Annotated in this window: 17 protein-coding genes and 1 tRNA gene; 9 read left to right on the top strand and 9 right to left on the bottom strand. The window is 73.9% G+C overall.

What is annotated here, in order from left to right; translation table 11 throughout:
- The first annotated feature begins 18 nt into the window (after window positions 1-18).
- The 3 genes from AC6EH9_RS09550 to AC6EH9_RS09540 are packed head-to-tail and all read left to right on the top strand — an operon-like array spanning window position 19 to window position 3,961.
- Window positions 19-1,563, top strand: a complete 1,545-nt coding sequence (locus tag AC6EH9_RS09550) for a flavin-containing monooxygenase (protein WP_498422561.1) — start codon at window positions 19-21, stop codon at window positions 1,561-1,563.
- Window positions 1,560-3,284: a GMC oxidoreductase gene (locus AC6EH9_RS09545; protein WP_498422559.1), complete on the top strand. Its 1,725-nt coding sequence runs from the start codon at window positions 1,560-1,562 to the stop codon at window positions 3,282-3,284. Before AC6EH9_RS09550 ends, AC6EH9_RS09545 begins: the two co-directional genes overlap by 4 nt.
- Window positions 3,281-3,961, top strand: a complete 681-nt coding sequence (locus AC6EH9_RS09540; RefSeq protein ID WP_498422558.1) for an acetoacetate decarboxylase family protein — start codon at window positions 3,281-3,283, stop codon at window positions 3,959-3,961. Before AC6EH9_RS09545 ends, AC6EH9_RS09540 begins: the two co-directional genes overlap by 4 nt.
- Here the strand turns inward: AC6EH9_RS09540 and AC6EH9_RS09535 are convergent.
- Entirely contained in the window at window positions 3,928-4,602 is a 675-nt protein-coding gene (locus AC6EH9_RS09535; protein ID WP_498422556.1) for a response regulator, read from the bottom strand. The genes AC6EH9_RS09540 and AC6EH9_RS09535 overlap by 34 nt on opposite strands.
- Entirely contained in the window at window positions 4,599-5,600 is a 1,002-nt protein-coding gene (locus tag AC6EH9_RS09530; protein WP_498422554.1) for a sensor histidine kinase, read from the bottom strand. The genes AC6EH9_RS09535 and AC6EH9_RS09530 overlap by 4 nt, the downstream gene beginning before the upstream one ends.
- Before the next feature lie 217 nt (window positions 5,601-5,817).
- Between AC6EH9_RS09530 and AC6EH9_RS09525 the strand changes: the two genes are divergently transcribed.
- Window positions 5,818-7,320 carry a potassium/proton antiporter gene (locus AC6EH9_RS09525; protein ID WP_498422552.1) on the top strand — a complete coding sequence of 501 codons (1,503 nt, stop codon included), beginning with the start codon at window positions 5,818-5,820 and terminating at the stop codon, window positions 7,318-7,320.
- A 203-nt stretch (window positions 7,321-7,523) separates the two neighbouring features.
- Window positions 7,524-9,053 (top strand): HNH endonuclease signature motif containing protein, encoded by a 1,530-nt coding sequence (locus tag AC6EH9_RS09520; protein ID WP_498422551.1) that lies wholly within the window; start codon window positions 7,524-7,526, stop codon window positions 9,051-9,053.
- A gap of 101 nt (window positions 9,054-9,154) precedes the next feature.
- Here AC6EH9_RS09520 and AC6EH9_RS09515 read toward each other — a convergent pair whose 3' ends face one another.
- A complete protein-coding gene (locus tag AC6EH9_RS09515; RefSeq protein ID WP_498422549.1) occupies window positions 9,155-9,775 on the bottom strand; it encodes a TetR/AcrR family transcriptional regulator in 621 nt (206 codons plus the stop codon).
- Between the two features lie 43 nt (window positions 9,776-9,818).
- Here AC6EH9_RS09515 and AC6EH9_RS09510 point away from each other — a divergent pair, with 43 nt between their 5' ends.
- Genes AC6EH9_RS09510 through AC6EH9_RS09500 form a run of 3 tightly spaced genes read left to right on the top strand, consistent with a single transcriptional unit; the run spans window position 9,819 to window position 13,002 of the window.
- On the top strand, window positions 9,819-10,526 hold the full coding sequence (locus AC6EH9_RS09510) for a class II aldolase/adducin family protein (protein WP_498422547.1): 708 nt from the start codon (window positions 9,819-9,821) through the stop codon (window positions 10,524-10,526).
- Window positions 10,523-11,365: a phosphotransferase family protein gene (locus AC6EH9_RS09505; RefSeq protein ID WP_498422545.1), complete on the top strand. Its 843-nt coding sequence runs from the start codon at window positions 10,523-10,525 to the stop codon at window positions 11,363-11,365. Before AC6EH9_RS09510 ends, AC6EH9_RS09505 begins: the two co-directional genes overlap by 4 nt.
- Window positions 11,362-13,002, top strand: coding sequence for a glycerol-3-phosphate dehydrogenase/oxidase (locus AC6EH9_RS09500; protein WP_498422543.1), 1,641 nt, complete (start codon window positions 11,362-11,364; stop codon window positions 13,000-13,002). Before AC6EH9_RS09505 ends, AC6EH9_RS09500 begins: the two co-directional genes overlap by 4 nt.
- A gap of 76 nt (window positions 13,003-13,078) precedes the next feature.
- On the opposite strand, the gene AC6EH9_RS09495 is transcribed toward AC6EH9_RS09500, so the two are convergent.
- The 6 genes from AC6EH9_RS09495 to AC6EH9_RS09470 form a co-directional block, all read right to left on the bottom strand.
- Window positions 13,079-13,151, bottom strand: a tRNA-Ala gene (locus AC6EH9_RS09495).
- Window positions 13,152-13,232: 81 nt separating this feature from the next.
- Window positions 13,233-13,892: a histidine phosphatase family protein gene (locus AC6EH9_RS09490; RefSeq protein ID WP_498422542.1), complete on the bottom strand. Its 660-nt coding sequence runs from the start codon at window positions 13,890-13,892 to the stop codon at window positions 13,233-13,235.
- Entirely contained in the window at window positions 13,882-14,268 is a 387-nt protein-coding gene (rsfS, locus tag AC6EH9_RS09485) for a ribosome silencing factor (protein ID WP_498422541.1), read from the bottom strand. The genes AC6EH9_RS09490 and rsfS overlap by 11 nt, the downstream gene beginning before the upstream one ends.
- The gene (nadD, locus tag AC6EH9_RS09480; protein ID WP_498422539.1) at window positions 14,265-14,924 is read right to left on the bottom strand and encodes a nicotinate-nucleotide adenylyltransferase; all 660 of its coding nucleotides are present in this window, start codon (window positions 14,922-14,924) and stop codon (window positions 14,265-14,267) included. Before nadD ends, rsfS begins: the two co-directional genes overlap by 4 nt.
- A 2-nt stretch (window positions 14,925-14,926) precedes the next feature.
- Complete coding sequence (locus AC6EH9_RS09475) at window positions 14,927-15,082, bottom strand: hypothetical protein (RefSeq protein WP_498422538.1); 156 nt, start codon at window positions 15,080-15,082, stop codon at window positions 14,927-14,929.
- A gap of 19 nt (window positions 15,083-15,101) precedes the next feature.
- A complete protein-coding gene (locus tag AC6EH9_RS09470; RefSeq protein WP_498422536.1) occupies window positions 15,102-16,352 on the bottom strand; it encodes a glutamate-5-semialdehyde dehydrogenase in 1,251 nt (416 codons plus the stop codon).
- Window positions 16,353-16,483: 131 nt separating this feature from the next.
- Between AC6EH9_RS09470 and AC6EH9_RS09465 the strand changes: the two genes are divergently transcribed.
- Window positions 16,484-18,010, top strand: a complete 1,527-nt coding sequence (locus AC6EH9_RS09465) for a lysyl oxidase family protein (RefSeq protein ID WP_498422533.1) — start codon at window positions 16,484-16,486, stop codon at window positions 18,008-18,010.
- Window positions 18,011-18,012 lie beyond the last annotated feature (2 nt).

The following is an 18,012-nucleotide window of genomic DNA, read 5'->3' as shown; positions in this document are numbered from 1 at the left end:
GGGCCCTACCGTCACCCCATGCCGACTTCCGCGCGCCCGCAGACCGAGCCGTCCAGCGCCCCCTCCCCCGGGCCACGCCCGCCCGGTCCCCGGGTGCTCGTCATCGGCGCCGGGTTCGGCGGCCTGGGCGCCGGCATGGCGCTGCTGCGGGCCGGGTTCAGCGACCTGACCATCGTCGAGCGGGCCGACGAGGTCGGCGGCGTGTGGCGCGACAACACCTACCCCAACGCCGCCTGCGACGTGCCGTCCGCGCTCTACTCCTGGTCGTTCGCGCCGAACCCCGACTGGGGGCGGCGCTACCCCGGCCAGCCCGAGATCCTCGACTACGTGCGCCGCACGGCCCGCGAGAGCGGGGTGCTCGACCACGTCCGGACCGGCGCGGAGGTCGTCTGCGCCACGTGGCACGAGGAGACCCGCAGCTGGGAGGTCGAGCTCGCCGGCGGCGAGGTGCTCGAGGCCGACGTGCTGGTCCCGGCCGTGGGCCAGCTCTCCCGTCCGGTGGTGCCCGAGCTCCCGGGCCGCGAGAGCTTCGCCGGCCCCGCGTTCCACTCCGCGCAGTGGCGCCACGACGTGGACCTGCGCGGCAAGCGGGTCGCGGTGCTCGGCACCGGCGCCAGCGCCATCCAGTTCGTGCCCGGGATCGTCGACGACGTCGCCGCGATGACGGTCTTCCAGCGCTCCGCGCCGTACGTCGTGCCGAAGCCGGACCGGGCCTACACCGACCTGCACCACCGGGCGTTCGCGCGCTGGCCGCGCACCCAGCGCTTCGGCCGGCGGCTCACCTGGGTGCTCTCCGAGCGGCTCAACGCGGCCCTGACCACCGGCACCCCGATCGCCACGGCGATGGAGCTCGCCTGGCGCACCCAGCTGCGCCTGCAGGTGCGCGACGCCGGGCTGCGCGCCCGGCTGGTGCCCGACTACCCGCTGGGGTGCAAGCGGATGCTGTTCTCCAACGACTGGTACCCCGCCCTCGCCCGCCCCCACGTCGACGTGGTCACCGACCACGTCGCCGAGGTGCTGCCGCACGGGGTGCGCACCACCGACGGTCGCGTCCACGAGGCCGACGTGCTGATCTGGGGCACCGGGTTCGCCGCCACCGAGTTCCTGGCCCCGATGACCGTGCGCGGCGTCGGCGACCGCGACCTGCACGAGCACTGGGCCGACGGCGCCCGCGCCCATCTCGGGATGACCGTGCCCGGCTTCCCGCAGCTGTTCCTGGTCTACGGGCCGAACACGAACCTGGGCGGCAGCTCGATCATCACCATGATGGAGGCCCAGTCCGGTTACCTGGTCCAGGCCGTCCGGGCTCTCGCCGAGGGCCGCGTCGAGCGCCTCGACGTCCGCCCCGAGATCGCCGACGACTTCGACGCCGAGATGCAGTCCCGGCTCGGCGACAGCGTGTGGACCGCGTGCCTGAGCTGGTACCGCGAGGACGGGGGCCGGGTCACCACGAACTGGCCGGGGCTGGTCAAGGAGTACCAGGCACGCACGGCCAACCTGGACCTGCGCGACTTCACCGTCACCGCGCCGGCCCGGCGCGAGCGGGTCGGGGGCGCGCGATGAGCGGCCGCTTCGACTACGACGTGCTCGTCGTCGGGTCGGGGTTCGGCGGCAGCGTCAGCGCGCTGCGGCTGACCGAGAAGGGCTACCGGGTCGGCGTCGTGGAGGCGGGCCGACGCTTCGCCGACGACGAGTTCGCCACCACCTCGTGGAAGGTGCGCGACTACCTCTTCGTGCCGGCCCTGCGCTGCTTCGGCATCCAGCGGATGACGCTGCTGCGCAACGTGCTGGTGCTCAGCGGCGCCGGGGTCGGCGGCGGCTCCCTGGTCTACGCCAACACCCTCTACGAGCCGTCCGAGGCGTTCTTCCTCGACCCGTCCTGGAGCCACCTCACCGACTGGCGCGACGAGCTGGCGCCCTGCTACGACCAGGCCAAGCGGATGCTGGGAGCCGCGACGTACCCCTGGACGAGCCCGTCGGACGAGGTGATGCGCGGCGTCGCCGAGGACCTCGGCGTGGGGCACACCTTCAGCCCCACCCAGGTCGGCGTGCTGTTCGGCGACAGCCTCGGCAAGGAGCGCGGCGAGCGGGTCGAGGACCCCTACTTCGGCGGCGTCGGCCCCGCGCGCAACGCCTGCCGCAACTGCGGGGAGTGCATGACCGGGTGCCGGCACAACGCCAAGAACACCCTGGTCAAGAACTACCTCCACCTCGCCGAGCGCGCCGGCGCCGTGGTGCACCCGCTGACCACGGTCACCGACGTCCGCCCGCTGCCCGGCGGCGGCTACCGGGTCACCACCCAGCGCACCGGGCGGCCGGGCTGGCTGGGCCGGACGACGCGGCGCACCTTCACCGCCGAGCAGGTGGTGATCTCCGCCGCCGCTCTGGGCACCCAGCGGCTGTTGCACCGGCTGCGCGACCGCGGCAGCCTGCCCGCGATCTCCGCGCGGCTGGGCGAGCTGACCCGCACCAACTCCGAGGCGATCCTCGCGGTCCGCGCGCGCGGCGACGACGTGGACTACTCCGAGGGGGTGGCGATCACCTCCTCGGTCCAGCTCGACGAGCACACCCACGTGGAGCCGGTGCGCTACGGCCCCGGCAGCAACGCGATGGGGCTGCTCAGCGCGGTGCTCACCGACGTCGAGGAGGGCCGGCGGCGCTGGTTGCTGGGGATGCGCGGGATGGTGCGCGACCGCCGCGACCTGCGCCGGCTGCACGACCCGCGCCGCTGGTCGCAGCAGGCGATCACGCTGCTGGTGATGCAGACGCTCGACAACTCGCTCACGACGTTCACCCGGTGGCGGCCCTGGGGCCGCACGATGACCACCCGGCAGGGCACCGGCGAGCCCAACCCCACCTGGATCCCGGCCGCGCACGCGGTCGCCCGCCGGGTCGCCGAGCGCATCGACGGGATCCCGAACGGGACCTGGGCCGACCTCCTCGACATCCCCACCACCGGCCACCTGATCGGCGGCTGCCCGATGGGGGCGAGCGCCGAGGAGGGCGTGGTGGACCCCTACCATCGCGTGCACGGCTACCGGGGGCTGCACGTGATCGACGGCTCGACGGTGTCGGCCAACCTGGGCGTCAACCCGTCGCTGACGATCACCGCGATGGCCGAGCGGGCCGTCTCGCTGTGGCCGAACGCCGGCGCCCCCGACCCCCGGCCCGAGCCGGGTACCGGCTACCGGCGCGTCTCCCCCGTCGCGCCGCTGCACCCCGTCGTACCGCCCACCGCGCCGGCCGCCCTGCGGCTGCCGCTGTTCGTCAAGGAGCCCTCGTGACCGAGTCCGTCGAGTACCCACCCGAGCCGTGGAACCTGGCCGGCGCCGGCCAGATCACCGTGTGGCGGGTGCCCGTCGCGGCGCTGCCGGTGTTGCCCACCGGCGTGCGTCCGCTCGCGGTGCGCGGTCGGGCCCTGGCGGTCACCGCGTTCGTCTCCTACTCCGAGGCCGGGCAGATGGCCTACGACGAGCTGCTCGCCGCCGTCGTGGTGCGCCACGGCCGCGGCGGCGCGCTCTCGATCACCGACATCTGGGTCGACTCCCCCGCCTCCCGCGCCGGTGGCCGTGCGCTGTGGGGCATCCCCAAGGAGATGGCCGCCTTCACCACCACCGCGGAGCCGGCCCGGACCGTGCGCTCGGCGGCGCTGGCCCCCGGCGCGGGAGCCGGTCACGCTCCCCTGGCCCATGCCTGGTTCGCCCCGCGCCGGCCGCCCGCCGTACCGCTGCCCACGCTGCCCGGCCGCGTCGTGCAGACCCTCGGGGAGACGACCGTGGCCAGCCGGATCCGGGCCGGCGGCCGGGTCCGGACGGCCCGCGCCGGCTGGACGTTCTCCGCCGAGGGCCCACTGCACTGGCTGCGCGAGGCCCGCCCGGTGACAAGCCTGGTCGCCGACGACTTCGCGATGTCCTTCGGGCCGCGGCTTCAGGGCTCGATCAGACCGACCCGGATGGCGTAGCGGGTCAGCTCGGTGCGGTCGCGCATGCCGAGCTTGCCCAGCACGTTCTCGCGGTGCCGCTCGACCGTGCGCACGCTGATCACCAGCAGCCGGGCGATCTCGCGCGTGGAGTGGCCCTCGGCGATCAGCTTGACCACCTCGTCCTCCCGGGCGGTGAGCACCGCGCGCGGCAGCCGCTCGCCGCGACGCTGACGCTCGAGGTAGTCGCGCACCAGCACGCTCTCCGCGCCGGGATAGAGGAACGAGTCGCCGCGCAGCGCGGCCCGGCAGGCGTCGACCAGGTCCCGGTCGGCCGCCGACTTGAGCACGTAGCCCGAGGCCCCGACGCGCAGCGACTCGAAGAAGTACTGCTCGTTGTCGTGCATGGTCAGCATCAGCATCCGGGGCGGGTGCGGGCGCCGGGAGATCTCGCGTGCGGCCTGCAGTCCGGTCAGTCGCGGCATCGCGATGTCGAGCACCACCAGGTCCACCGCGGTGGTGCGCAGCAGCTCGACGGCCTCGGCGCCGTCCCCGGCCTCGGCGACCACGGCGAGGTCGGGCTGCTGGTCCAGGATCAGCCGTACGCCGCGGCGCACCAGCGCGTGGTCGTCGGCAAGCAGCACCCGCGCGGGCTCGGGGCCCGCCGCGCTCGGGGTGCTCACCGGCGCCCCGGCGTGGGCGCGTCGGCGTGCGGGACCGGGACCCGCAACGTCACCTGGGTCCCGCCGCCGTCGCGGCGCCGTACCTCGACGGTGCCGCCGACCAGCGTGGCCCGCTCGTGCATTCCCCGCAGGCCGGTCCCCCGGGCATCGCGGGCGATCCCGACCCCGTCGTCGAGGACGCGGAGCTCGACGACGTCCCCGCTCAGTCCCAGCTGCACCTCGACGGTGTTCGCCGCGGCGTGGCGCGCCACGTTGGTCAGGGCCTCCTGGGCGACCCGGAAGACGACGAGCTCGCACCGCTGGTCGAGCGCGGGCAGACCGGGGGTGATCCCGCGCCGCACCAGGGTGTCGGTGGGCCCGAAGAGGTCGGTGGTCAGGGCGGCCAGTGCGCTGCGCAGCCCCAGGTCGTCGAGGACGTCGGGACGCAGGCTGCGCGCCACCGCTCGGACCTCCTCCAGCGCGGCGCGGGTGGCCTCCTGGATCCGTTCCAGGTGGGGCCCGGCCTCGCCCGGCTCCGACCGCGCCGCCAGGCTGACGTCGAGCAGAAGGGCGGTCAGGGACTGGCCCACTCCGTCGTGCAGCTCCTGGGCGATGCGGGCGCGCTCGGCCTCCTGGGCCGCCAACGCCGCCGCGTCGCTCTCCCGCTGGGCGGTGGCGATCCGCGCGAGCAGGTCGTTGACCGCGTCGGCCAGCTCCCGCGCCACCGGAGCGTTCGGAACCGGGACGGGATCGGGCACCCGCTTCACCCCGTCGGCACCGCGCGTCCGCTCCAGATCGAGCACCAGCCGGTCCAGCGGCCCGAGGGTACGACTCAGCAGCACGGCGTTGGCGGCGACGAGCACGACCAGCCCGACCCCGAGCACGACGACCTCCGAGACCACCGGGCGCGACGAGACGGTCGCCGGCGAGAAGGCGAGCAGGGCCGTGCCGGCCGCGAAGATCGCCGCGTTGGTGGCGATCACCCGCAGCGACAGGGAGGGCGGGCGGACACCGGGCATGGCGTCACCCTCACGCACCCCGATCCCGGCTGTCCACGCCGGGGTCCGCGCACCCGGCACAGGGCGTACGGCGGAGGTCGGGAGGCCGCGCGGGCCCGCGGCCGGTGCGGGTGGTCGCCCGCGGGAAGTGGGGAGCGGTCCCCATGGGGCCCCTAGCGGCGAGCCACCAGGATCGAGCCATGCCGTCGAGCAGCGCACACCACCTCGGGCCGCCTCGGTGAGCCTCTATCCGGCGATCCTCGGAGGAACGCTCGTCCTGCTCGCCGGGGTGGCCGCGGTGCGGGTGTCCGTACGCGCCGGGCTGCCCAGCCTGCTGCTCTACCTCGCCCTCGGTCTGGCGATCGGTGAGGCCGGGCTGGGGCTGCAGTTCGAGGACGCCGACCTCACCATGCTGCTCGGCACCCTGGCGCTCGCGGTGATCCTGGGTGAGGGGGGCTTCACCACCCGGTGGTCGGTGGTGCGGCCCGTGGTCGGGCTGGCCGGATTGCTCGCCACGGTCGGCGTCGCGATCAGCGTCGCGGTCACGGCCGGGCTGGCCCACTGGCTGCTCGGCGTGGACGCCCGCACCGCGATCCTGCTCGGGGCGGTGGTGGGCTCCACCGACGCGGCCGCCGTCTTCTCGGTGATGCGGCGCCTGCCGATCCGGTCCCGCGTCCGGGCCACGCTCGAGGCGGAGTCCGGGTTCAACGACCCGCCGGTGATCATCCTGGTCACGGTGGTCACCAGCGACGCCTGGGAGGCGGCCGACCCCTGGACGATCGGCGGACAGGTGGTCTACCAGCTCGTCGGGGGCATCCTGATCGGGCTGGCCGTGGCCCGGCTCGGCCAGTGGCTGCTCTCGCGCAGCGCGCTGCCCTCGGCCGGGCTCTACCCGCTCGCCACGATCGCGATCATGTTCCTCGCGTTCGCCTCTGCCGGCGCCCTCCAGGCCAGCGCGCTGATGGCGATTTACGTGGCGGGGCTCTGGCTCGGCAACGCTCCCCTGCCGCACCGCCGGGCCACGGCCGGCTTCAGCGAGGGCCTGGCCTGGCTGGCCCAGATCGGCCTGTTCGTGCTGCTCGGCCTGCTGGCCAGCCCCGGGCGCCTGCTCGACGCGCTTCCCGCCGCGGCCCTGGTCGGACTTGCCCTCACCTTCGTGGCCCGCCCGCTGTCGGTCGCCGCCTGCGCGTCCTGGTGGCGCATCCCCTGGCGGGAGCAGGCGTTCATGTCCTGGGCGGGGCTGCGTGGTGCCGTGCCGATCGTGCTGGCGACGATCCCGATCACCCAGGGCATCCCGGACGCCGCCCGGATCTTCGACGTCGTCTTCCTCCTCGTGGTCGTCTTCACGCTGCTGCAGGCGCCCGTGCTGCCGTGGCTCGCGCGGCGTACCGGGGTGGCGGTGACGTCCGGCACCCAGGAGCTCGAGGTCGAGTCCGCGCCGCTGGAGGAGATGGGCGCCAGCCTGTTGCAGCTGCGGGTGCCGCCCGGCTCGCGGCTGGCGGGAGTGCACATCCACGAGCTGCGGCTGCCCGGGAACGCCGCCCTCGCGCTGGTGCACCGCGACGGCGAGATCTTCGTGCCCGACACGCACACCACGCTGCGCAGCGGCGACCACCTACTGCTGGTCGCCTCCGACGACGTGCGCGAGCTGACCGAACGACGGTTGCGGGCGGTGGGGCGCCAGGGGCGGCTCGCCTTCTGGCTCGGGGAGCGTGGAAGCCCCGAGGAGGTCGTCGCCTGAGGTGGGGGCCGGGTGGATGCGGGGTGGCGGGTGGATGCGGCGTGGCGGGTGGATGCGGCGTGGCGGGCGCCGGGCGCGACGGACGGGGCGTCGCCACCCTGGCCGAGGCCCACAGAAACTTTTCTGGGTGGTTGTCCACAGATTGGGACCGGGGCGCCTTTGTGGGGGCCGGACTGTCGGTGGTCGCTGATTGAGTAAGTGTCATGGAGATCACAGTCAGCCCCGACGGCACCGGTGACGGTGCCGCTGGTGGTGCGGTCGCGGTGGTCTCCCGCGCCGAGGAGGCCCTGGCCGGGTTGGACTCGGTGCTGTGGGCCAGCCGGACCTCCGAGGAGCTGATGAACGGCGTCGGCGCGCTGGAAGGGCTACGGGCACACCTGGCCGCGGTCGAGGCCGAACTGCTGGCCGAGGTCCACGCCCGCGCCGCGGCCAAGACCGACCGTGCCTGGGCCTCAACCGGCGACTGGTTCACGCACCTCGGTGGGCTGCGCCGTGCCCAGGGCAAGCGCGCGGTCGACCACGCCGGGTTGCTGTGCGGCGACCGGCAGGCGACGTTGGCCGCGCTGCGGGCCGGCCGGGTCTCACCCGAGCAGGCCGGGGTGATCGTGGACGCGGTCGAGCAGTTGCCCCGCAACCCGCGCCTGCGCCAGGAGGCCGAAGCGCTGTTGCTGGGTGAGGCCGAGCGCCTGGACGCTTCCGAGCTGGCCAAGGCCGCCCGCCACCTGATCCACGTCGTCGACCCCGAACGCACCGAACGCGACCTGGAGAAGGCCCTGGACCGCGCCGAACGGGCCGCACACCTGGACCGGTTCCTGTCCCTGGTCGACGACGGCGCCGGCGGGGTCCGGGTGAAGGGGCGGGGGTCAGTGGAGGACGCCGCAGTCCTCAAGGCCGCGCTGCTGCCGTTGACCAAGCCCCAGCCGGCGTTGAGCGACGACCCCGACGAGGGGTGTGGCGGGGAGGTGCTGGATCCGCGTGACCACGGCGCGCGGTTGTGGGACGCGCTGATCCAGACCGCGCAACACGCCCTGGACACCGACCAGGCACCCGAGTCACACGGCGCCCGGCCGCGGGTCACGGTCACCCTCGACTACACCGCCCTGACCGGGTGCCTGGACCGGCAGGCGCCTGCCAGCGGCGACGGCGACATCGACTGGTCGCTGCTCGGGACCGGCAGGTCGGGCATCGCCGCAGACCTCGCCGCCGGGTTGGGGGTCACCGACGAGGGCCTGACCCTGTCCGCGGCCACCGCACGCCGGCTGGCCTGCGACGCCGACCTGATCCCCGTCGCCCTCGGCGGCCCCGGCGAGCAGCTCGACGTCGGCCGCGCCCACCGCCTGGTCACCCCGGCACTGTGGCGCGCCCTCGTCGTCCGCGACCGGCACTGCGCCTTCCCGGCCTGCACCCGGCCCCCGGTGATGTGCCACGCCCACCACCTCACCCACTGGGCCGACGGCGGCACCACCGCACTCGACAACCTGGTCCTGGTCTGCGGCCACCACCACCGCACCCTGCACCACACCCCCTGGCAGGTCCGGCTCAACCCCCACGACCGACTACCCGAGTTCCAGCCACCCCCGCCCCGCAGACGACCTCACCACGAGCACCACCAGCACCACGAGCGCCGCCAGCACCACGACGGCCACGACGGCCACAAGCTCGACAGCGCACACACCGACTGCCCGGACCCGGCCCCACCTGACTGGACTCGCCACCGGCCCCGCCGCGAATAGCACCCTCCTCGGGTGCCGTCAGCACGGTGCGATCAGCACGGTGCGATCAGCCCAGTGCCATCAGCCCAGTGCCGTCAGCCCAGTGCCGTCAACACCTACCGTCAGCCCGCCACCTGGCGCAGGTACCCGCGCAGCATCTCCTTGAGCTGCTCCAGCAGCACCTGGTCACCGGCGCGCTCGCCCCGGAACGCCTCGTGCATCACGGCGTCGGCGGCGAGGAACATCGTGCGCGCCACGGCCACCGACGTCTCGTCGTCAGGGAGGATCCCCCGCGCCACCAGGACGGCGTGCGTGTGCCGGGCCATCCGTGCCTTGTGGTCCCGCGCCTCGTCCGAGGGCTCGACGCAGGCCGCGCGCAGCGACCGGATCCCGGCCTGGTCGCGGTAGAGGCCCGCGAGTGCATCGAGCACCTGGCTGACGGGATCACCCACCGCAGGCACGCTCTCGGCCGTGATCGCGGCCATCAGCGCCTCCAGACGGGCGTGGTAGCGCGACGTCAGGGCCCGCACGATCGCATCCCGGTCCGGCAGGTACGGGTAGAGCGCACCCACCGTGAGACCCGCCTCGCGCGCCACGGAGGTCAAGGTCAACGAGTCCGGCCCCGCGCTCTCCAGCAGCGCCTCGGCCGCCGCCAACGCGCGCAGCACCTTCGCCCGCGAGCGTGCCTGGAGCGGGGTGCGCGCGAGTGGGACCCCTGCCAGGTCGTCATCTCGAGCCGACACTCGTAACCCCCAAACCAAACTCAATATTGGTTACGCTATCAAAGTGACCACTACACGCCCCACCACCAGCATGGGCCCCGGAGCCGACCACCCGCAGGACATCGCCTCCACCCGCGACGCCGTCGCCGCCGCCGCTCGTCGCCTCGCCGCCGAAGGGCTCCTGATCGGGACCGCCGGCAACGTCAGCGCCCGGATCGGAGACCTGGTGGCGGTGACCGCCACCGGGGCGGTGCTCGCGGACGTCACCGCCGACCAGGTCAGCGTGGTCACCCTCGACGGCGAGCTGGTCCAGGGCGACCTCGCTCCCACCTCCGAGCTCGGCCTGCACCTGATGCTGCTGCGCCGCCCCGACGCGTGCGCCGTCGTGCACACCCACTCCCCGATGGCCACCACCCTGTCGCTGGTGCTCGACGAGCTCCCCTGCGTGCACTACCAGCAGCTGGCCCTCGGTGGCGCGGTCCGCGTGGCGCCGTTCGACGTCTTCGGGTCCGCGGACCTCGCCGCGTCGGTGGACACCGCGCTGGCCGGCAAGCAGGCCGCGCTGATGGCCAACCACGGCTCCGTGGCGCTAGGCGCCGACCTGACCAGCGCCGTCGAGAACGCCCTGCTCCTGGAGTGGTGCTGCGGCCTGTACTGGCGGGCCAAGGCCGTCGGTGACCCGCGCGCTCTGACCGAGGACCAGCAGCGGGCCGTCGTCGCGGAGGCGATGCGGACCGGGTACGGCGCGACCCGGCGGGTGGCGCAGCCATGAGCGACACCGCCCTCCCCCCGGAGCTCGGCGCCCACCTGGCGACCGGGCGTAGCGCCGAGGTGCACGCCTGGGGCACCGACCGCGTCGTGAAGCTCTTCCACGCCGGCTACCCCGCCGCGGAGATCGACCGCGAGGAGGCGTACAGCGCCGAGGCGCACCGCCTCGGCCTGACCGCCGTCCGCTGCCACGGCCAGGTCCGCGTGGGGGAGCTCACCGGCCTGGTCCTGGACCGGGTCGTCGGCGAGTCGCTGACCCGGGTGATGGAGCGCAACCCCCTGCGCCTGCCCCGCTCGGCCGGCGTGCTCGCCCGGCTCCAGGCCCGCCTGCACGCCCAGCACAGCGAGGTGTTCCCCGACCTGCGCGAGAGCGTGGTCGCCACCCTCGACACGCCGCCGCTGGCGTTCCTCGCCGACGACGAGCGGGCATCCGCCGTACGTCGGATCCGGGCGCTGCCCGACGGCTCCAGCGTGCTGCACATGGACTTCCACTCCGAGAACGTCTTCACCCACGGTGAGGCCGGGCACGAGGTCATCGACTGGCCCACGGCGCGGCGCGGCGACCCGGCCGCCGACGTGGCGGCCACCGCCTTCCTGCTGCGCGACGCCGAGCTGTGGCCCGGGACCCCGGCGCTCAAGAAGCTGGTGTTCAACGTCTTCCGCCGCACCCTGTGCGCCTCCTGGCTCTCGCAGTACCTGCGGCTGACCGGCATGGACCGCGCCGAGATCGACCGTTGGCGCCTCCCGGTGCTGGTGATGCGCCTCGGGGAGCTGGACATCGCCAGCGAGCGGGAGCGGCTGCGCCGCGAGATCCGCGAGCAGCTGAACGGGGGCGCACGATGACCCCGCTGCTGCTGGACCGGTTCGTCGAGCGCCTCGCTCCCGGCGAGCAGACCCACGTCGACGTGCTCGTCCTCGGCGGCGGGATCACCGGCGCCGCGATCGCCTACGAGGCGGCCAGCCGCGGCTACTCGGTGGCCCTGGTGGAGCGCGACGACTTCGGGGCCGCCACCTCGGCGGCGACCGGAAAGCTCGTCCACGGCGGGCTGCGCTACCTCAAGCACCTGGAGGTCCGGCTGGTGCGCGAGTCACTGCGCGAGCGCCGCATTCTCAGCGACATCGCGCCCAACCTGGTCCACCCCTACCCGATCGTGCTGCCCGACGCCGGTCTCGTCGAGCACGCCGGGCTCACCGCCTACGACGCGCTCTCCTTCGACCGCAACCGGGTGCGCGATCCCGACAAGCGGATCCCGCGCCACCGGCGGATGACGCGCGAGGAGGCGCGCGCCGCCCGGGTGGACAGCGGTCGCACGCCGCTGCTGTACCACGACTGCATGATGATCAGCCCCGAGCGGCTCACGCTCGCGTTCGTGCGCTCCGCCGCCGCGAACGGCGCCCTGATCGCCAACCACACCCGGGCCGCGCGACTGCTCACCCGGGCTCGCGGGACGGGCACCCAGGTGCTCGGGGCCGTCGTCGAGGATCTGCTCACCGGCACCGAGCACGAGATCCAGGCCGGCGTCGTCGTCAACGCGACCGGACCGTGGGGCCACGACGTCCTGGCCGGCACGCCGCAGACACAGCAGACCGCCGGTCCGCGCCCGCAGGTCCGCTCGGAGGGGATCTACCTGCTCACCCGCCAGCTCACCGACGTGATGACGCTGCACGTCACGCCGCACGGGCACTTCTCCTGCGCCCCGTGGCGCGGGCACAGCCTGATCGGGCCCACCGAGAAGCCCTACACCGGCCCGGTCGACGAGTGGCGCCTGACCCGCGAGAGCGTGACGGAGTTCCTGGACGTGATCAACGGGTCCTCGATGCTGCCCGTGCAGCTCGGCATCGACGACGTCCTGTTCGCCTACGGCGGGCTGCGACCGTTGAGCGAGACGTCCGGCGAGGACACCTACAACGCCTCGCGCTCCTCGGAGTACGTCGACCACGCCCGGGACGGCGTCGAGGGGCTGATCAGCACCAGCGGCGGCAAGTACACCACCAGCCGGCACTTCGCGCAGAAGACCCTGCGTGCCGTGCAGCGCAAGGTCGGCCGCCCGGCCGCCCGCAGCCGTACGGCGCGCACCCCGCTGCACGGCTGCGACACCGGCCCGTTCGCGCGGTACCTCGCGGCCAGCATCGCCGACAGCCCCGACTTCGCCCCGGAGACCGTGCGCTACCTGGTCCAGCACCACGGCACCGAGCACCGCGCGGTGCTCGAGCTGGCACGCGAGGACCCCGCCCTCGCCCGCCGCCTCGACGCCGACGGAGAGCTGCTGGCCCAGGTCGTGGTGGCGACGCGCTGGGAGATGGCGCGCACCCTGCGCGACGTGATGCTGCGCCGCACCGGCCTGGGCACGCTGGGGCAGGTGCCCGAGGAGACGCTGGCCAGCATCGCCGCGGTCGCCGCACGCGAGCTCGGCTGGGACGACGAGCGGGCGGCCGCCGAGCTCGAGGACGTACGGCGCGCGCTGGCGCTGCCGCTCTGAGCCGCCGGCCCTCAGCAGTGCTGAAAGGGCCGGGAAAGCCAGAAGGCCGGTCCGTGAGGACCGGCCTTCTGCGTTGTGGAGCTGAGGGGATTCGAACCCCTGACCCCCTCCATGCCATGGAGGTGCGCTACCAGCTGCGCCACAGCCCCATTGCTCTCGGCCGGCTCACACCGCCCGGGCAACGAGAGAACACTAGCGGGCGTCCCCCACCGGTGTGAAATCGGGGTCCCTCACAGCGCGTCGCCGGCGCCCAGGTTGTACCCCGCGAGCCGCCACCGCCCGCCGTACCCGGCCTCCTCGAGGAGCACGGCCGCGCAGTTCACCACCGGGCTGAGCACCCCCGCGCTCTCCACGCCGAGCCCCAGCAGCGACACCACGGTCACCCGCGTCGCGGCTCCGTGGCTCACCGCCATCGCCGTCGCGCCGGGCGCGAGACCGGCCACCAGGTCGTCCAGGGCCGCGCGCATCCGCGCCGCCACCTCGCCGGGCCGCTCGGCGCCGGGGGCGACCTCGTAGCGCCCCGTGCGGAAGGCGGCGTGCTCCTGCGGGTGCTGCGCGGCGTAGTCGACCTGGGTCATCGCCTCGCGCTCACCGAAGTCGAACTCGCGCAGGCGGGCGTCGAGCACCGGCTCCAGGCCGGCCTCCTTGGCCACGTAGGCGGCGGTCTGGCGGGCGCGGGCGAGGTCGGAGGACCAGAGCACGTCCGGACGCAGCGACGCCAGGTACGGCGCCGCCGCGGCGGCCTGGGCGTGGCCGATGTCGTCGAGCTCGACGTCGGTCTGGCCCTGGACCCGGCCCTCGGCGTTCCAGGCGGTCTGGCCGTGGCGCACCAGCACCAGCCGGCGCCCGGGGCGGGCCGGGTCGATGGAAGCGGCCTGCTCAGGCCTCATGCGTGGCGGGCCGGGCCGGGTCGGCCGGCAGCTCGATCTCCGGGCAGTCGCGCCAGAGCCGCTCGAGGGCGTAGAACTCGCGCTCCTCCTCGTGCTGGACGTGGACGACCACGTCGCCGTAGTCGATGAGCACCCAGCGTCCGTCGCGCTCGCCCTCGCGCCGGATCGGCTTGGCGCCGAGGTCGCGGAGCTTGTCCTCGACCGCGTCGACGACCGCCTTGACCTGGCGGTCGTTGGTGGCCGAGGCGATCAGGAAGGCGTCGGTGATGGTGAGCTGCTCGCTCACGTCGAAGGCGACGATCTTGGCAGCCTGCTTGTCGGCGGCGGCGAGGGCCGCCGCGCGGACGAGCTCGAGGGCATGGTCGGTGGCGGTCATGGTGCTACTCCTTGAACCGTCCCGGGAACCGAATCCGGCCCGGGATAGAGGTCGTGCTTGGCGATGTACTGGACGACACCGTCCGGGACGAGGTACCAGACCGGCTCGCCGCGCTGCTTGCGCTCGCGGCAGTCGGTCGAGGAGATCGCCAGTGCCGGGATCTCCACCATCGTGACGCGATCCTGCGGGATCGTGTCGAGCGTGTGCTGGTCCATCGCGTAGCCGGGACGGGTACAGCCCACGAAGTTGGCGAGCTCGAAGAGCTCGGCGGCGTCACGCCAGGTGAAGATCTCAGCCAGCGCGTCGACACCGGTGATGAAGTAGAGCTCGACGTCGGGAAGCTGCGCGTGCAGGTCGCGCAGCGTGTCGATCGTGTACGTGCGCCCCTGCCGGTCGATGTCGACGCGGGACACCGTGAACCGCGGGTTGGCGGCGGTCGCGATGACCGTCATCAGGTAGCGGTGCTCGGCCGGGGAGACCTGCCGGTGCGACTTCTGCCAGGGATCCCCGGTCGGGACGAAGACGACCTCGTCGAGGCCGAACCACGCCTGCACCTCCGAGGCGGCGACGAGGTGCCCGTGGTGGATCGGGTCGAAGGTGCCGCCCATCACGCCGACCCTGCGGCGCGCCGGCCCCGAGGCCCCCGCGGCTGACACGCTCAGCTGTGCTCGCGCCCCGCGCCGAAGGCGAGCAGGCCGATCAGCATCGACATCAGGATCGCGAACGTGATCAGGCCGACCAGGTAGGGATTGATCGCGGGGTCCCCGTGCTCGCTGGACTCGGCGGCGAGAAGGGTCAGGTCACTCAACGTCATACGCCACAGCCTACCGGTCTCAGCGCACGTGTCCGTCGCCGGTCACGACGTACTTGGTGGAGGTCATCTCGCTGAGTCCCATCGGGCCGCGCGCGTGCAGCTTCTGGGTGCTGATCCCGATCTCCGCCCCGAAGCCGAACTCGCCGCCGTCGGTGAAGCGGGTGGACGCGTTGACCAGGACCGCGGCCGCGTCGACGGCCGCGACGAAGCGGCGGGCGGCGCTCTGGTCCTCGGTGACGATGGCCTCGCTGTGCTGGCTGGAGTAGCGCCGGATGTGGGCCACCGCCTCCTCCAGGTCGTCGACCACGGCCGCGGCGATGTCGAGGGAGAGGTACTCCTCGGCGTAGTCCTCGTCGGTGGCGGGCACCACGTCGTCGTACTCGGCGAAGCGGTCGTCCCCGTGGATCACCACGCCGTGCGCGTGCAGGGTCTCGATGACCGTCGGCAGGAACTCGTCGGCGATGTCGGCGTGCACCAGCAGCGACTCGGCGGCGTTGCAGACGCTGGTGCGCTGGGTCTTGGAGTTGACCACGATGGCCAGCGCCTTCTCCAGGTCCGCGGCCCGGTCCACGTAGACGTGGCAGTTGCCGACGCCGGTCTCGATCACCGGCACCGTCGACTCCTCGACCACGCTGCGGATCAGCCCTGCTCCCCCGCGCGGGATGAGCACGTCGACCAGCCCGCGGGCGCGCATCAGCGTCTTGACGCTGTCGCGGGTGTGCCCGGGGACCAGCTGGACGGCGTCCGGGTCGAGCCCCTCGGACGCGGCGGCGTCGCGCAGCACCGCCACGATGGCGGCGTTGCTGGAGCGGGCGCTGGAGCTGCCGCGCAGCAGCACCGCGTTGCCGGACTTCACGCAGATGCCGGCGGCGTCGGCGGTCACGTTGGGGCGGGCCTCGTAGATGATGCCGACCACCCCGAACGGGACCCGGACCTGGCGCAGCTCGAGGCCGTTGGCCAGCGTGCTGCCCCGGACGACCTCGCCCACCGGGTCGGGCAGCGCGGCGACCTCGCGCAGGCCCTGCGCCATCGCCGCCAGGCGCTCGTCGGTGAGCCGGAGCCGGTCGACGATGTTGGCCGACGTCCCCTCCTCCTCGGCCCGGGCGACGTCCTCGGCGTTGGCCTGGAGGATGGTCGCGGCGTGCTCGATCAGCGCCGCGGCCATCGCGTGCAGCGCGCGGTCCTTCTGGGCCCGGGTGGCGACGGCCAGACCGTGGGAGGCCTCGCGGGCCCGCCGGGCCGCCTCGATGACGTCCTGCTCACTCGACATGCCTGGAGGGTAATCCCTCGGCGTGCCCGGCTCCGAGGCCGTCTCGCCCCACTCCCCCGCGCGGCGGGCAACCGGAACGCCGCCTGGCGCGTCACAGTGAGGAGCAGCACACCTCGTCGAAGGGAACCGCCGTGCGCCGTCCACTCCTCACGATCCTCGCCACCGCGACGATCGTCGCCTCCACCCTCGCGGGCACCGGCACGGGCGGTGCGTCCGCCTCGCCCACCCCCGCGCCCACCCCCGCGCCCAGCTCCTCGGGCCTGGCTGCCGCCGCCCGGGCGGCCACCCCTCCGGTCACCCTGTGGGCTCCGCCCAGGGTGGTCGCCGAGTCCTCCGGCAAGCGGGCCTGGGTGAACCTCGGGGTCCGACTGGTGGCCGGCGACGTGCCCTTCGAGCTGCGCTCGACGCGTGCGTCGTACTCCCAGCCCATCCTCACCCACTGGCAATCGCCCGACGGCCCGGTCCCGCTGCCCGGGGTCCGGCTCAGCGCGTTCGGCTCCAACCTTCCCGGCATGCTGCGCGTGGTCGTGCGCAACCGCGCCGGCAAGGTGGTGCACCAGGCGCGGCGCGGCGGCTGCCTGAACAGCTGGAGCACCGAGCGGGTCCGCCCGGACGCGCCCGCCCGCTCCCCCTACCCGCAGTACTGCGGGGGCAGCACCTACAGCCTGGGCTCGGTGCAGGGCGTGCAGGCGGGCTGGGCCTCGCCGCTGACCGAGTCCGAGCGCCGGATGCCGCTGCGACCCGGGCGCTACCGGGTCACCGCCACGCTCGGTGCCGCGTACGCCGGCCCGCTGGGCCTGAGCGCGGCCCAGTCGCAACGCACCTTCCCCCTGGTCGTCCGCCGCGCACGCCGACACGGCGAGGACCACCCGCACCGCCAGGACGCCCGGCCCACGCCGTCGGTGAGCCCTCGGGCCACGCCGGCCGCCCAGGAGCCGTCGCGACGCGCCGCGGGAGCCCCCGGGGACGCGACCCCCGACCTGCGCTCGCTGCCGGCGTTCGGGATCCGGGTGGCGCCCAACGGCAACTTCCTGCAGTTCTCGGCGACGGTGTGGAACGCCGGGACCGGCCCGCTGGTGGTCGACGGGTTCCGCCGCGAGGGCGAGGACCTGATGGACGCCTACCAGTACTTCTTCGACGCCGACGGCGAGCAGACCGGCTACCAGCAGGTGGGTCAACTGCACTGGCACGCCGCGCGCACCCACCAGCACTGGCACTTCCTCGACTTCGCCCGCTACAGCCTGCTGCGCGCCGACCGCACCGAGGCGGTGCGCTCCCGCAAGCAGTCCTTCTGCCTGGCCAACACCGACATGGTCGACTACACGGTGCCCGGCGCGGACTGGCAGCCCGACGAGACCGACCTGTCCAGCGCCTGCGGGGAGCTGGGCTCGCTCTCGATCCGGGAGGTGCTGGCCTCCGGCTCGGGCGACACCTACGCGCAGTTCCGCGCGGGCCAGTCCTTCGACCTGCGCAAGGTGCCCAACGGCGTGTACTACATCGCCGTCGAGGGCAACCCGATGCGCCGGCTGGTGGAGTCCGACACGGCCAACAACCAGGCGCTGCGCCGGATCCGGATCGGCGGCAAGCCCGGAGCGCGCACGGTGCGGGTGAGCAAGGTCGGCATCATCGACGAGCCGGCACCCGACGAGGACTACTGAGC

The organism is Nocardioides sp. Z21_20 (genome assembly GCF_059766585.1).
The sequence above is the reverse complement of the archived record's forward strand: the minus strand, read 5'-3'. Positions and strand labels throughout refer to the sequence as shown.